General features: G+C 68.8%; 10 protein-coding genes. 8 read left to right on the forward strand and 2 right to left on the reverse strand.

Annotated features, from left to right (window positions below):
* The first annotated feature begins 70 nt into the window (after window positions 1-70).
* From ACRAQ3_RS05745 to ACRAQ3_RS05760, 4 genes are read left to right on the forward strand one after another with little or no spacing between them, the layout of a single operon-like run.
* A complete protein-coding gene (locus ACRAQ3_RS05745; RefSeq protein ID WP_269397911.1) occupies window positions 71-901 on the forward strand; it encodes a carbohydrate ABC transporter permease in 831 nt (276 codons plus the stop codon).
* An 11-nt stretch (window positions 902-912) separates the two neighbouring features.
* On the forward strand, window positions 913-1,917 hold the full coding sequence (locus ACRAQ3_RS05750) for an ABC transporter ATP-binding protein (protein ID WP_432255977.1): 1,005 nt from the start codon (window positions 913-915) through the stop codon (window positions 1,915-1,917).
* Window positions 1,914-2,687 carry an L-iditol 2-dehydrogenase gene (locus ACRAQ3_RS05755; RefSeq protein ID WP_269397913.1) on the forward strand — a complete coding sequence of 258 codons (774 nt, stop codon included), beginning with the start codon at window positions 1,914-1,916 and terminating at the stop codon, window positions 2,685-2,687. The genes ACRAQ3_RS05750 and ACRAQ3_RS05755 overlap by 4 nt, the downstream gene beginning before the upstream one ends.
* Window positions 2,688-2,718: 31 nt before the next feature.
* The gene (locus ACRAQ3_RS05760) at window positions 2,719-4,188 is read left to right on the forward strand and encodes a mannitol dehydrogenase family protein (RefSeq protein WP_432255978.1); all 1,470 of its coding nucleotides are present in this window, start codon (window positions 2,719-2,721) and stop codon (window positions 4,186-4,188) included.
* Between the two features lie 21 nt (window positions 4,189-4,209).
* Here the strand turns inward: ACRAQ3_RS05760 and ACRAQ3_RS05765 are convergent, their stop codons facing one another.
* Together ACRAQ3_RS05765 and ACRAQ3_RS05770 are read right to left on the reverse strand one after the other, a co-directional pair.
* On the reverse strand, window positions 4,210-5,169 hold the full coding sequence (locus tag ACRAQ3_RS05765) for a sugar-binding transcriptional regulator (protein WP_269397915.1): 960 nt from the start codon (window positions 5,167-5,169) through the stop codon (window positions 4,210-4,212).
* Complete coding sequence (locus ACRAQ3_RS05770; RefSeq protein WP_432255979.1) at window positions 5,166-5,846, reverse strand: HAD family hydrolase; 681 nt, start codon at window positions 5,844-5,846, stop codon at window positions 5,166-5,168. The genes ACRAQ3_RS05765 and ACRAQ3_RS05770 overlap by 4 nt, the downstream gene beginning before the upstream one ends.
* Window positions 5,847-6,009: 163 nt before the next feature.
* Here ACRAQ3_RS05770 and ACRAQ3_RS05775 point away from each other — a divergent pair, with 163 nt between their 5' ends.
* From ACRAQ3_RS05775 to ACRAQ3_RS05790, 4 genes are all read left to right on the forward strand, one after another.
* The gene (locus tag ACRAQ3_RS05775) at window positions 6,010-9,597 is read left to right on the forward strand and encodes a hydantoinase B/oxoprolinase family protein (protein ID WP_432255980.1); all 3,588 of its coding nucleotides are present in this window, start codon (window positions 6,010-6,012) and stop codon (window positions 9,595-9,597) included.
* 195 nt (window positions 9,598-9,792) lie between these two features.
* A complete protein-coding gene (locus ACRAQ3_RS05780; RefSeq protein WP_432255981.1) occupies window positions 9,793-10,455 on the forward strand; it encodes a paraquat-inducible protein A in 663 nt (220 codons plus the stop codon).
* Window positions 10,452-11,084 carry a paraquat-inducible protein A gene (locus ACRAQ3_RS05785; RefSeq protein WP_432255982.1) on the forward strand — a complete coding sequence of 211 codons (633 nt, stop codon included), beginning with the start codon at window positions 10,452-10,454 and terminating at the stop codon, window positions 11,082-11,084. Before ACRAQ3_RS05780 ends, ACRAQ3_RS05785 begins: the two co-directional genes overlap by 4 nt.
* On the forward strand, window positions 11,081-14,086 hold the full coding sequence (locus ACRAQ3_RS05790) for an MlaD family protein (RefSeq protein ID WP_432255983.1): 3,006 nt from the start codon (window positions 11,081-11,083) through the stop codon (window positions 14,084-14,086). The genes ACRAQ3_RS05785 and ACRAQ3_RS05790 overlap by 4 nt, the downstream gene beginning before the upstream one ends.
* The last annotated feature ends 1 nt before the right edge of the window (window position 14,087 follow it).

Below are 14,087 nucleotides of genomic sequence, written 5' to 3' on the forward strand. Positions count from 1 at the left end.
CAGATCACCTTCGCCGCGCGGGGCCTGACCCCGCGCCCGCCCCGCACGCCGAACAGAGGGAGCGCCTGACATGGCCCGCGCCGTCTCCACCCGCCGCAAGGTCGGCTATACCATCGCCGCATGGATCATCGGTCTCGCGATCTTCTTCCCGATCCTCTGGACCATCCTGACCAGCTTCAAGACCGAGGCCGAGGCGATCTCCTCGCCGCCCTCGTTCCTGTTCTTCCAGTGGACCACCGAGAACTACTCCACCGTCATGGAGCGTTCGAACTACTTCCGTCACTTCTGGAACTCGGTGGTGATCTCGCTGGGCTCGACCGTGCTGGGCCTGATCATCGCGATCCCCGCCGCCTGGTCGATGGCCTTCGTCCCGGCTAAGCACACCAAGAACGTGCTGATGTGGATGCTTTCCACCAAGATGCTGCCGCCGGTCGGCGTGCTGATCCCGATCTACCTGATCTTCCGCGACGTCGGCCTGCTCGACACCAAGACCGGCCTGGTGATCGTGCTGACGCTGATCAACCTGCCGATCATCGTCTGGATGCTCTACACATACTTCAAGGAGATCCCGGGCGAGATCCTCGAGGCCTCGCGGATGGACGGCGCCTCCCTGCGCGACGAGATCATCCACGTGCTGACGCCGATGGCCGTGCCGGGCATCGCCTCGACGCTGCTCCTGAACGTCATCCTCGCCTGGAACGAGGCGTTCTGGACGCTCAACCTCACGGCCGCCAAGGCCGCCCCGCTCACCGCCTTCATCGCCAGCTACTCGAGCCCCGAGGGCCTGTTCTACGCCAAGCTCTCGGCCGCCTCGACCATGGCCATCGCGCCGATCCTCATCCTCGGCTGGTTCAGCCAGAAGCAGCTCGTCCGCGGGCTCACCTTCGGCGCAGTGAAATAAGGAATATACCCATGGGACGCATCACGCTCGACAAGGTGACCAAGAAATTCGGCGACGTGGAGGTCATCCCGCCGCTCGACCTGACCATCGATGACGGGGAGTTCGTGGTCTTCGTCGGCCCCTCGGGCTGCGGCAAGTCCACACTGCTGCGGCTGATCGCCGGGCTCGAAGACGTCACCGACGGCGAGATCCGCATCGACGGCCAACCCGCCACCGACCTGCCGCCCGCCAAGCGCGGCCTGGCCATGGTGTTCCAGAGCTACGCGCTCTACCCGCACATGTCGGTGCGCAAGAACATCGCCTTCCCGATGAAGATGGCTGGCATGCCCGAGGACGAGCAGAAGCGGCGCATCGACAACGCGGCGCGCGCGCTCAACCTCACCGACTATCTCGACCGGCGCCCCGGCCAGCTCTCGGGCGGCCAGCGTCAGCGGGTCGCGATCGGCCGCGCCATCGTCCGCGAACCGGCGGCCTTCCTGTTCGACGAGCCGCTGTCGAACCTCGACGCGGCGCTCCGCGTCGGCATGCGGCTGGAGATCTCGGAACTGCACAAGCGGCTCGACACCACGATGATCTACGTCACCCACGACCAGGTCGAGGCGATGACCATGGCCGACAAGATCGTGGTGCTGCGCGCCGGCAACATCGAGCAGGTGGGCAGCCCGCTCGAGCTCTACCGCAACCCGCGCAACACCTTCGTGGCGGGCTTCATCGGCTCGCCCAAGATGAACCTGATCGAGGGCGCCGAGGCCAGGAAGCACGGCGCCGAGACGATCGGCGTGCGGCCCGAGCATATCGACGTCTCGGCCAGCGAGGGCACCTGGAAGGGCCGGATCGGCGTCGCCGAGCATCTGGGCTCGGACACCTTCTTCCACGTGCACGACACCGGTCTGGCCGAGACGCTCACGATCCGCGCCAGCGGCGAGGTCGGGCTGCGCCACGGCGACACCGTGTTCCTGACCCCGCAGGCCGACAAGATCCACCGCTTCGACGCGCAGGGGCTGCGCATCGCATGAGCCGATTGGCGGGAAAATCCGCGCTGATCACCGGTGCCGCACGCGGCATCGGTCGCGCCTTCGCCGAGCGCTACGTGCGCGAAGGCGCGACGGTGGCGATCGCCGACATCAATCTAGACGCGGCGCAGGCCGCCGCGGCCGAGATCGGCGCGGGCGCCTACGCGGTACAGATCGACGTGACCCGTCAGAACAGCATCGACGCCGCCATCGCCACGGTGGTGGAGCGCGCGGGCAAGATCGACATCCTCGTCAACAACGCCGCGCTGTTCGACGCGGCCGAGACCGTCGACATCACCCGCGAAAGCTTCGACCGGCTCTATGCCGTCAACGTCGCGGGGACGCTGTTCACCATGCAGGCCGCCGCGCGGCAGATGATCGCCCAAGGCCATGGCGGCAAGATCATCAACATGGCGAGTCAGGCCGGACGCCGCGGCGAGCCGCTGGTGCTGGTTTACTGCTCGACCAAGGCGGCGGTCATCTCGATGACCCAGTCGGCCGGGCTGAACCTCATCAAGCACGGCATCAACGTCAACGCCATCGCCCCGGGCGTCGTCGACGGCGCGCATTGGGAGCATGTCGACAGCATGTTCGCCAAGCTCGAAGGCAAGCAGCCCGGCCAGAAGAAGGCCGAGGTCGCCGCCGGCGTGCCCGCCGGCCGCTTCGCCACGCCCGAGGATCTGACCGGCATGGCCGTGTTCCTGGCCTCGGACGAGGCCGATTACATCGTGTCGCAGACGTACAACGTCGATGGCGGCCAATGGATGAGCTGACGGCTCGTTACAATTCTACAGGAGGCTGATGATGGCCATTGATCTCAACGCCGCGGCTCTCGACCGCCTTCCCGAAGGCGTCGCCGGACCCGATTACGACCGCGCGAAGCTCTCCGCCGGCATCGTGCATATCGGCGTCGGCAATTTTCATCGCGCGCATATGGCGGTCTATCTCGACCGGCTGTTCGGCACCGGTGCCGAACACGACTGGGCCATCAGCGGCGCCGGCGTGCGGCCCGGCGACGCGAAGATGCGCGAGGCGCTGGAGAAGCAGGACTTCCTCACCACGGTGGTCGAGCTCGACCCGGCCGGGCTTTCGGCCCGCGTCACCGGCGCGATGATCGAGTTCACCGAGATCGACGCGCAGAAGCTCGTGGCCCGGATGTCGGACCCCGCGATCCGCATCGTCTCGCTCACGGTGACCGAAGGTGGCTGGTTCGTCGATGCGCGCACCGGCGGCCTCGACACCTCGAACCCGGACATCCGCCACGACGCCGAGCAGCCGGACCAGCCCAGAACCGCCTTCGGCATGATCCTCGCCGCGCTGCGTCGCCGCCGCGACGCGGGAGAGGCGCCCTTCACCGTGATGTCCTGCGACAACCTGCCCGAAAACGGGCATGTCGCGAAGCAGACGGTGGTGGGGCTGGCCAAGCTTGCCGACCCTGCCTTTGCCGACTGGGTCGCGGAGAACGTCGCATTCCCCAACACCATGGTGGACTGCATCACGCCCGCCACCTCGGATCGCGAGCGAGCCTTGGTGAAGGATCGTTTCGGCATCACCGACGCCGCCCCCGTGGTGTGCGAGCCGTTCCGGCAATGGGTGCTCGAGGACAACTTCCCGCAGGGCCGTCCGGCATTGGAGACGGTCGGGGCGGAGTTCGTCGCCGACGTCGCGCCCTACGAGCTGATGAAGCTGCGCATCCTCAATGGCGGCCACGCGGCCATCGCATATCCCTCGGCGCTTCTGGGGCATCACTTCGTCCATGACGCCATGGCCGATCCCCGCATCCGCGCCTGGCTCGAGGCGCTGGAAACGCGCGAGATCATCCCGACGCTCGAGCCGATCGAGGGCGTCGATTTCGAAGCCTATCGCCGCAAGGTCGAGGAGCGCTTCTCCAACCCCGAGATCGGCGACACGATCCCGCGGCTATGTTTCGACGGATGGAACCGCCAGCCCAAATTCGTGCTGCCGGTGATCCGCGACGCGCTCGCGGCGGGTCGTGACGTCGAGGGGCTCGCGCTCGAGGTGGCCCTGTGGTGCCGCTATTGCGCCGGCACCAATGATGCGGGCGAGGCGATCGCGCCGAATGACGACAATGCCGAAGAGCTGAAGACCCGCGCGCTCGCCGCCAAGGACGATCCTTCGGCCTTCCTCTCGAACGAGACCGTGTTCGGCGATCTGGGGCGGCAGCCTGCCTTCGCCGACGCCTTCGCGGGCCAGCTGGCCTCCCTGTGGAACGACGGCGTCGCCGCCACGCTCGAGCGCTACGCGCGGGGCTGAGGCGCCTCGAGGGCCGGGCGGCTACTGCTTCAGCAGCCGCTCGGCCGTCGCCTCGTCGGTGATCAGCCCGTTGATCAACCGGCCGCGCAGGGCGGCACGGATCGCCCCCGCCTTGTCCTTCCCGACCGCGAGACCGACCACCGGACCGCTGCCGGGCACCGGCAGCGGTGCCGAGGCCACGCGGCGATTGAAGGCGCAATCCATGACCCGGCCATCGGCGTCGTAGACCCAGCTCGTGATCTCGCCGGCCGCGCCTTCGGCCATGAGGGCCTCCATCTCCTCGGCGGTCATGAAGCCGTCGACCCGCAGCGGCGCGTTAAGGCCGATCTGGCCGACCCCGACCAGGGTCAGATCGGCACGGGTGCACAGCTCCATCGTGTGCCGCACCGCCTCCTGGCCATGCATGACCCGCAACTCCTCCTCGTCGCGCGCGACCACGGGGAGCGGGTATGGGTAATGCCGTGCGCCGACGCGCTCGGCCATGCGGATCACCGCGTTGTAGGGGGTGGCCGAGCCGTCCGACATCATGTTGCCCAGCCGCGAGACGATGCGGTGCTGCGGACAATCCATGCGCGGCAGCTGTTCGACGCAGGCTCGCAGCGCCCGGCCGGTGCCCAGCGCGATGATCTTCTCATCGGGGCTCTTGAGGGTCTTTTCCAGCACCGCGGCGGCGGCGATGGCGATGCCGGTGAGAAGCTCGGGGACCGACGGATCGGAGGGCACCACCTCGATCACCCGCAGGCCGAAGCGTTCCGACAACGCGCCGGAAAGATCCATGCAGCGCGCGATCGGGTGATCGAGCCGGACCTTGACCAGCTTTTCCGACACGGCGAGCGATACCAGCCTTTGCGCCGATTGGCGCGAGACGCCGAGCTTCTTGGCGATCTCGTCCTGCGTGTTGCCCGCGACATAGTAGAGCCAGCCCGCGCGGGCCGCATCGTCGAGGCGGGTCGTCTCGGGAGTAAAGCGCGACTGGCTCATACCACCTCCGGCGCGGGCAGGCTGTCGAGAAGCGCGGGCAGATCGGTCCAGCGGTGCAGGAGTGGTAGGGCGGGATCGTGGCGCAGCGTGGCGGTGGCGAGATGGCTGCCGCCCAGAAAGCGCACGGCGGTCATTCCCGCCGCCGCCGCCGCCTCGAGCCCCGGAAGGCTGTCCTCGATCACGAGGCAGCGTGCCGGTTTCGCGCCCATGGTCTCGGCCGCGAGAAGAAACAGGTCGGGGGCGGGCTTGCCCCGCGCCACCTGGCTCGCGGTGAAGACATGCGGCAACGCCTGGGCCAGGCCGGCGATGGCCAGCGATCGCGCGACGCGCGGTGGCGAGGACGAGGTGGCGACGCAAAGCGGCACGCCGCGCGCGGTCAGCATCGCGACGGCCTCGGCGATGCCCGGCATCGGCTTCAGCTCGTCCTCGAAGCGCCTCAGGAGCCGCGCCCGATAGAGGCTTTCGAAATCCGGGGCGAGGGGATGGCCCAGCTCTTCGCGGATATGCCGCGCCACGGTCGGAAAGCTTCGGCCGAGGAAGTTGCGACGCACGTGATCGAAATCGATTTCCACCCCGTCTGCGGCGAGAAGCTCGATCAGAACTTCGGCGCTGAGCAACTCGCTGTCGATCAGCACGCCGTCGCAGTCGAATATGATCAGATCCCAGTTGCGCGTCATGCCGCCCTCCCTGCAGTTCGCCACAATTCGTCTCCTCCGGCTGGAGAGTGCCACAATCGCGAGCATTTGCCCATAGCCTGAGCTTATGCGCGAGGCGGTCAGACGTCTTGACCGCTTCCGGTGGATTGCGCACCCCTTGGCGGACAGCACAAGGGGGTGGAGTATGAGTGTTTGGGATTTCTGGGTGGATCGTGGCGGCACCTTTACCGACGTGGTCGGCCGAGCCCCGGATGGCACGCTGCATCCGCTGAAGCTTTTGTCCGAAAACGCTGAGGCTTACGAGGATGCCGCGATCGAGGGCATTCGCAGGCTGTTGGGCGGCACCGTCGAGCCCGCGCGCATCGGCACGGTCAAGATGGGCACCACCGTCGCCACCAACGCGCTGCTCGAACGCAAGGGCGACCGGACCGCCCTGCTGATCACGCGCGGCTTCCGCGATGCGCTCCGGATCGCCTATCAGGCGCGGCCCGACATCTTCGCCAAGGAGATCCTGCTGCCCGAACAGCTCTACGAGCGGGTGATCGAGGTTGAGGAACGGGTGCACGCGGACGGCACCATCGAGACACCCTTGGACGCCGAGGCCCTAAGCCCGGAGTTGGAGCGGCTGCGCGCAGATGGCATCGACGCTGTCGCCATCGTGCTGATGCATTCGTGGAACGCGCCCGAGCATGAGGCACGGCTCGCGGAAATGGTGCGTGGCATGGGGTTCGGGCAGGTCTCGGTCAGCCACGAGGTCTCGCCGCTGCTGAAGCTCGTGGGGCGGGGCGATACCACGGTGGTCGATGCCTATCTCTCGCCGATCCTGCGGCGCTACGTGGCACGGGTGGCCAAGGCCCTCGGCGCGACGCCGCCGGGCGAGGCGGGGCCGACGCTGCAATTCATGATGTCCTCGGGCGGCATGACCGCGGCCGAGGCGTTCCAGGGCAAGGACGCGATCCTGTCCGGCCCGGCGGGCGGTGTCGTCGGCATGGTCGAGACCGGCCGTGCCGCCGGTTGGGATAAGGTGATCGGCTTCGACATGGGTGGCACCTCCACCGACGTGGCCCATTGCGCCGGCGAGTACGAACGCGCTTTCGACACCGAGGTGGCAGGTGTGCGCATCCGCGCGCCGATGATGCGCATCCATACCGTGGCGGCGGGGGGCGGTTCGGTGCTGCACGCCGATCCCGGCCGCTTTCGCGTCGGCCCCGACAGCGCCGGCGCCGATCCCGGGCCGCTCTGCTACCGGCGCGGCGGGCCGCTTACCGTGACCGATGCCAACGTCATGCTGGGCAAGCTCGACCCGGAGCTTTTTCCGGCGATCTTCGGCCCCGGTCAGGACCAGAAGCTCGACAGGGACGGCGTACGCGCGGCTTTCGCTGAGGTCGCGGGCGATCGGAGCCCGGAAGAGGCGGCGGAAGGCTTCGTGCGGATCGCGGTCGAGAACATGGCCAACGCGATCAAGAAGATCAGCGTCCAGCGCGGTCACGACGTGACCCGTTACCTGCTCAATTCCTTCGGTGGCGCGGGCGGGCAGCATGCCTGTCTCGTCGCCGACGCGCTGGGCATGGAGGCGGTGCTGGTGCATCCGCTCTCGGGTCTGCTCTCGGCCTATGGCATCGGCCTCGCCACCGTTTCGGCCAGCCGCCAGCAGGGATTGGTGCGACCGCTCGCCGAGGACAGCCGCGCCGCGCTGGACTCGGTGATCGCGGATCTGACGGCGCAGGTGCGCGACGATCTGGCCGGGCAGGGCGTGTCGGATGAGAGCTACGCCACGCGGTTGCACCTGCGGTACGAGGGCACGGATACCGCGCTGCAGATCCCCTTCGAGGGCGACATGGCGCGGGCGCGCGCCGCGTTCGAGGCCGCGCACGAGGCGCAGTTCGGCTTTCTTAGCCCCGAGCGGGGGCTGGTGATCGAGGCGGTCGAGGTGGAAGGCACGGAGCCGCCGCATGCGCTGGCCGAGACCGGTGGCGACGTGATCGATCGGGGCGAGGCGCACCCGGCGGAGACGGCGCGCTTCTTCTCCGGTGGGGAATGGCACGAGGCCATGGTGCATCGGCGCGAGGGGATCGCGCCCGGCCACGAGATGCGCGGACCGGCGCTGATCATCGAGCCGAACCAGACCATCGTGGTCGAGCCGGGCTGGACCGCGCGGCTCACGGGGCGCGACGACATCCTGCTTGCGCGCCACGAGGCCGCGCCGCGCCAGCTCGCCGCCGGGACCGAGGCCGATCCGATCCTGCTCGAAGTGTTCAACAACCTCTTCATGAACATCGCCGAGCAGATGGGCGTGGCGCTTCAGAACACCGCGCAGTCGGTGAACATCAAGGAGCGGCTCGACTTCTCCTGCGCGGTGTTCGACCAGGATGGCGCGCTGGTCGCCAATGCGCCGCACATGCCGGTGCATCTGGGCTCCATGGACCGCTCGGTCGAGGCGGTGATCCGGCAGAACGAGGTGATCCGCCCGGGCGACGTCTTTGCCCTGAACGCGCCCTACAATGGCGGCACGCATCTGCCGGACATCACGGTGGTCTCGCCGGTCTTCGACGAGGCGGGCCGCGAGATCCTGTTCTGGACCGCCAGCCGAGGCCACCACGCCGATGTCGGCGGCACCGCACCCGGCTCGATGACGCCGCTGGCGACCACGGTGGACGAGGAGGGGGTGCTGATCGACAACTTCCATCTCGTGGATCGCGGAGAGTTTCGCGAGGAGGCGCTGCGCCACCTGCTGACCGATCACCCTTGGCCCTGTCGCAACCCCGAACAGAACATCGCCGATCTCAAGGCGCAGGTCGCGGCCAATGCGCGCGGCGCGGCGGAGTTGCGGCGCATGGTGGCCGAGTTCGGTCTCGACGTGGTGCGCGCCTATATGGGGCACGTGCAGGACAATGCCGCCGAGGAGGTGGCGCGGCTGCTGGGCCAGCTCTCGGACTGCGAATGCGACTACGAGACCGATACCGGACAGGTGATCCGGGTGCGGATCACCGTCGACCGCGAGGCGCGGCGGGCGAAGGTCGATTTCACCGGCACCTCGAAGGCGCGCGAGAACAACTTCAACGCCCCCGAACCGGTGGCGCGCGCCGCCGTGCTCTACGTGTTCCGAGTGATGTGCGAGCAGCCGATCCCGATGAACGCGGGCTGTCTGCGCCCCATCGATATCGTGATCCCAGAAGGCTCGATGCTGCGGCCCGCCTATCCGCGCGCCGTGGTCGCGGGCAATGTCGAGACCTCGCAGCACGTGACGAACGCGCTGTTCCAGGCGCTGGGCGCCCTGGCCAATGCGCAGGGGACGATGAACAACCTTACCTTCGGCAATGCGCGGCACCAGTATTACGAGACGATCTGCTCGGGCAGCCCGGCGGGGCGGATGAATGACGGGCGCGGCTTCGCCGGGACGTCGGGGGTGCATACCCACATGACCAATTCGCGCCTGACCGATCCCGAGGTGCTGGAGACCCGCTTTCCGGTGCTGCTGGAGAGTTTCGCGCTTCGGCCGGGCTCGGGCGGCGCGGGCGCGTTCCCGGGTGGCGACGGCACCCGCCGGACGCTGCGCTTTCTCGAGGAGATGGACCTGTCGATCCTGTCCTCGCATCGTCATCGCCCGCCGGAGGGGCTGGATGGCGGCGGCGCGGGCAAGGTCGGGCGCACCGAGATCCGGCGGCTGGACGGCACCACCGAGACGCTGCCCGCCTGCGCGCAGACCCGGCTGAAGCCGGGCGAGGCGGTGACGGTGGTGACACCGACGCCGGGCGGGATCGGCAAGGCCTAGGCCGGAGCAGGCGCAGCTGGGCGGGGGCGCTGCTCTTCCCTACGCTGTGGATGGCCTGACCTGCGCCGCGTGTGGGTGACCGGTGGCAACAATGTCGTGACGCTCCCGCGTCACGGCAGCGTGCGCCGGCGCCCGTGGTCATTCCCTTCGCAGGCTCCTATCATCCGCGCGAACGATGGCTGACGGACGGATCCCATGCCCCGCATCGATATCGCGCGCGCCGACCCGGCCGAACTGATCGCCTGTCCGCAATGCGACGCGCTCTATCGCGCGAAGATGCCCGCGCATGGCGAGCGCGCGGTCTGCGCGCGCTGCCACACGGTGCTGATCGCGCCCCGCAGACGGGCCGGCATGATCATCATCGCGCTTTCCGCCGCCTCGCTGGTGCTGGTGCTGGGCGCGGTCTGGTTTCCCTTTCTCAAGATCAGCCGGCAGGGCTTCGTCAACGAGGCGACACTCCTCGATGCGGCGCTGAGCTTCACGGGCGGGCCGCTTCTGGTGCTGTCGCTGGCGGTGACCGCTCTCATCGTGCTGGTGCCGCTGGCCCGCGCCATCCTCACCATCTACGTGCTGGGCCCGCTGGTCTTCGACCGCCCCGCGCCTCCGGGCGCGCTGCGGCTCTTCGCCCTGGCCGAGGCGCTCAGACCCTGGTCGATGGCCGAGATCTTCGCGCTGGGCTGCGCCGTGGCGCTGGTCAAGGTGGCGGATCTTGCGAATCTGAGCTTCGGCCCGGCCTTCTGGATGTTCGCGGCGCTGGTCTTTCTGACTGTGATCCATGATCGCTGGATGTGCCGCTGGTCGGTCTGGGAGGCGCTGGAGCATGGCTACACCGCCCGGCAGCGGAAGGTCCCGGCATGAGCGCCGCCGTCACCGCGCGCGAGGCGGGGTTCGTCGCCTGCACCCGCTGCACCCGCGTCTGGCCGATGGGCACGGAGCGTTGCGGTCGCTGCGGCAAGCCCCTGGTGTCGCGCGACACCCACAGCCTGAGCCGGGTCTGGGCGTGGTGGGTCGCGGGGCTCATGTGCTATTTCCCGGCCAACCTCTACCCGATGCTGCGTACGCAGGTGCTGTTCACCGTCTCCGAGGACACCATCGTCGGCGGCGCGATAGAACTGGCGCTGCATGGCGCGCCCTTCGTCGCGCTGATCATCCTCGTGGCATCCGTGGCGATCCCGATCGGCAAGTTCGCCGCCATCGCCTGGCTCGCCATCTCGGTGCGCCGCGGCTCGGTCGCGACGCCGCATGCGCGCCACAGGCTCTATGAAATCGTGGAGTATATCGGGCGCTGGTCGATGATCGACGTCTTCGTGGTTGCGATCCTGACGGCGCTGGTGCAGTTGAATCTCGCCGCCTCGATCAAGCCGGGCCCGGCGGCGCTCGCCTTCGCACTCTCGGTGATCTTCACGATGCTCTCCGCCCAATCCTTCGACCCGCGCCTGATCTGGGATCGCGCGGATGACGACAACGACACGGGCGACCGCGCGTGAGCGCTGATCTGCCCGAGGTCCCGGTGGAAGGCGAGAAGCGTTCCCTGCGCAGCCGTGTCTCCATCGTCTGGCTGGTGCCGGTGGGGGCGCTCGCCGTGGCGCTGGGCATCGGCTGGAAAAGCTGGAGCGAGCAGGGCCCCCTGATCGAGGTGCTTTTCGAGGATGCGGGCGGTGTTCTGGCGAACGAGACCGAGTTGCGGTTTCGCGACGTCGCGGTCGGTGTCGTCGAGGAGGTGGGCTTCACCGCAGGGCTGGACCAGGTCCGCATCGCTATCCGGGTGGACAAGGACGTCGCGCCCTACATCGATTCCGGATCCGATTTCTGGATCGTTCGCCCCGAGGTGAGCACCGAAGGCGTCACCGGTCTCGATACGGTGCTGTCGGGCGTCTATATCCGCGGCCAGTGGGACGGGCGCCCCGGGACCGCCGAAACCCGTTTCGAGGGGCTGGCGCGGGCACCGCTGCTGGGACCCGACCAGCAGGGCATCGAAATCACGCTGCGCGCGACCGAGGGCGTGCTGTCGGGCAACAGCCCGATCCTCTACAAGGGCGTCGAGGCGGGCCGGATCGGCGCGGCGGGCGTCTCGACCGACGGCTTCTACGTCGAGGCCCCGGCGGTGATCTACGCGCCCTATGACAACCTCGTCACCGAAACCACGCGGTTCTGGGACACCTCCGGTTTCTCGGTCAAGATCGGCACCGGCGGCGCCGAGATCGACTTCGACAGCGTCGCGGCGCTGCTCGCGGGCGGGCTGGCCTTCGACACCTTCGTCTCGGGCGCGACGCTGGCCGAGGACGGCCAGACCTTCGAAGTCTACGACGCCGAGGAGACCGCGCGGAACTCGGTGTTCAACACCCCCGACGGGCCCTCGCTCAACCTCGTCGCCGTGTTCGACGGCAACGTCTCGGGTCTCGCCGTGGGCGCGCCGGTCGAGCTTGACGGCGTGCGCATCGGCTCCGTCTCGGGGCTCAACGGTCTGGTCGACGAGGAACGCTTCGGCGATCGCGGCGTGCGGCTGCAGACCGTGCTCAACATCCTGCCTTCGCGGCTTGGCATGGCGGATGAGGGCGGCGTCGAGCAGGCGCTCGAGTATTTCGTCGACGAGGTGGCCGACGGGCTGCGCGCCCGGCTTGTGACCGGCTCGATCCTCACCGGCGGTCTCAAGGTGCAGCTGATCGACGTGCCGGGCGCCGAGCCTGCGGCGCTCAATGTCGATGCCTTGCCCTATCCCTCGGTCCCTGTGACCGACAGCGAGATTTCCGACGTGCAGGCGACGGCGCAAGGCACGCTCGACCGGATCAACAACCTGCCGATCGAGGAACTGCTCGCCTCGGCCACCAGCTTCCTCGAGAACTCGGCCCGGCTCATCGGTTCGGAGGACCTGCAGCAGACGCCGGGCGACGTGCGCGCGCTCCTGGGCGACATTCGGGGTCTTGTCGGCTCCGACGAGGTGCAGGCGGTTCCCGAGCAGATCGGCACCGTGATGAGCGAGATCGAGCTGGCGGTGAACGATGTCCGGCTGATCCTCGACGATGTGCGCGAGGCCGAGGCGGTGCGCCGGGTGCTCGAGGCGGTGGACGGCGCCGCCGCCGTGACCGCCGATCTCGACACCGCGCTCGACGGCGTGCCGGAGCTGATCGGCAATCTCAACCGCGTTGCGGAAACCGCGGCCGAGCTGCCGCTCGAGACGCTTCTGACCGAGGTGTCGGGGCTGGCCGAGGAGGCGCGTGCGCTGGTCGGAGCCGAGGAGACGCAGGCGCTGCCGGGCCGCGTCAACACGCTTCTGGCCGAGCTGGAGGGCGGCACCGCCGAGGCCCGGACCCTGATCGCCGGGTTGAACGAACAGCAGGCGGTGACGCGACTGCTCGAAACGGTCGATGCCGCGAATGCCGCCGTCACCACGCTCGATCGCTCGCTCGCAGGCGTGCCGCAGCTGGTGAGCCGGATCGACACGCTCGTCGCCACCGCGAACGAGCTGCCGCTCGAGACGCTGCTGACCGAGGTGTCGGGGCTGGCCGGTGCGGCGCGCGGTCTGATCGATACCGACGAAACGCGGGCCCTGCCGGGTCGCGTCAACGCGCTTCTGGCCGAGCTGGAGGGCGGCACCGCCGAAGCGCGCAGCCTGATCGCCAGCCTCAACGAGGAGCAGGGCGTGGCGCGGCTTCTGGAGACCGTGGATGCGGCGGGCGCGGCGGCGGCCTCGCTCGACGCCTCGCTCGAAGGTGTCCCGCAGCTCGTGGAACGGATCGATGCCGTCGCGGCGATGGCGCAGGACCTGCCGGTGGAAGCTCTGCTCGACCGCGTGTCGGGGCTCGCACAGGACGCGCGCGCCCTGATCGGCACCGATGCGGCGCGGGCGCTGCCCGGTCAGATCGGCACGCTCGCGGGCGAGCTGGAGCTGGGCGTGGCCGAAGCGCGGACGCTCCTGGCCGAGGTCAATGCGGGTGGTGGCGGCGAAAGCCTCGTCGCCGCGATCGACAGCGCCGCTCGCGCCGCCGACAGCCTCGACCGCTCTCTTGCGGGCGCGCCGCAGCTGATCGACAGCCTGAACGCGGTTGCCGGCAAGGCCGCCGACCTGCCGCTCGAGGTGCTGGTCGCGGAGGCCAACAGCCTGCTCAACAGCGCCGACCGCATCCTCAAGCAGGACACGACGCGGGCGCTGCCGGGCGAGCTGAACGGCGCGCTGTCCGAGCTGCGGGTGATCCTCGCTCAGGTGAGCGAGGGCGGCGTGGTCGAGAACGCCAACGCCACCTTTGCCTCGGCCGCCAATGCCGCCGACCGGCTGGCCGAAGCGGCGCGGACGCTGCCGTCGCTGGTCAGCCGCGCCGAGGCGCTGCTGGTGACCTCGAACGGCACCATCGGCACGATCGGCAGCGGCACCGAGCCGGCGCTGCGCGACCTGCGCGCGGCTCTGCGCGACGTCTCAAAGGCCGCCGAGGCCGTGGGTTCCCTTGCCCGCGCCATCGAACGCCGCCCCAACTCGCTTCTGACAGGACGCTAGG

It is taken from the genome of Limimaricola sp. AA108-03, from assembly GCF_050847355.1.
Lineage (GTDB): Bacteria > Pseudomonadota > Alphaproteobacteria > Rhodobacterales > Rhodobacteraceae > Limimaricola.

Coding starts and splice junctions, on each gene's coding strand:
- ACRAQ3_RS05745 (WP_269397911.1), top strand. CDS start 71: ATGGCCCGCGCCGTCTCCACCCGCCGCAAGGTCGGCTATACCATCGCC.
- ACRAQ3_RS05750 (WP_432255977.1), top strand. CDS start 913: ATGGGACGCATCACGCTCGACAAGGTGACCAAGAAATTCGGCGACGTG.
- ACRAQ3_RS05755 (WP_269397913.1), top strand. CDS start 1,914: ATGAGCCGATTGGCGGGAAAATCCGCGCTGATCACCGGTGCCGCACGC.
- ACRAQ3_RS05760 (WP_432255978.1), top strand. CDS start 2,719: ATGGCCATTGATCTCAACGCCGCGGCTCTCGACCGCCTTCCCGAAGGC.
- ACRAQ3_RS05765 (WP_269397915.1), bottom strand. CDS start 5,169: ATGAGCCAGTCGCGCTTTACTCCCGAGACGACCCGCCTCGACGATGCG.
- ACRAQ3_RS05770 (WP_432255979.1), bottom strand. CDS start 5,846: ATGACGCGCAACTGGGATCTGATCATATTCGACTGCGACGGCGTGCTG.
- ACRAQ3_RS05775 (WP_432255980.1), top strand. CDS start 6,010: ATGAGTGTTTGGGATTTCTGGGTGGATCGTGGCGGCACCTTTACCGAC.
- ACRAQ3_RS05780 (WP_432255981.1), top strand. CDS start 9,793: ATGCCCCGCATCGATATCGCGCGCGCCGACCCGGCCGAACTGATCGCC.
- ACRAQ3_RS05785 (WP_432255982.1), top strand. CDS start 10,452: ATGAGCGCCGCCGTCACCGCGCGCGAGGCGGGGTTCGTCGCCTGCACC.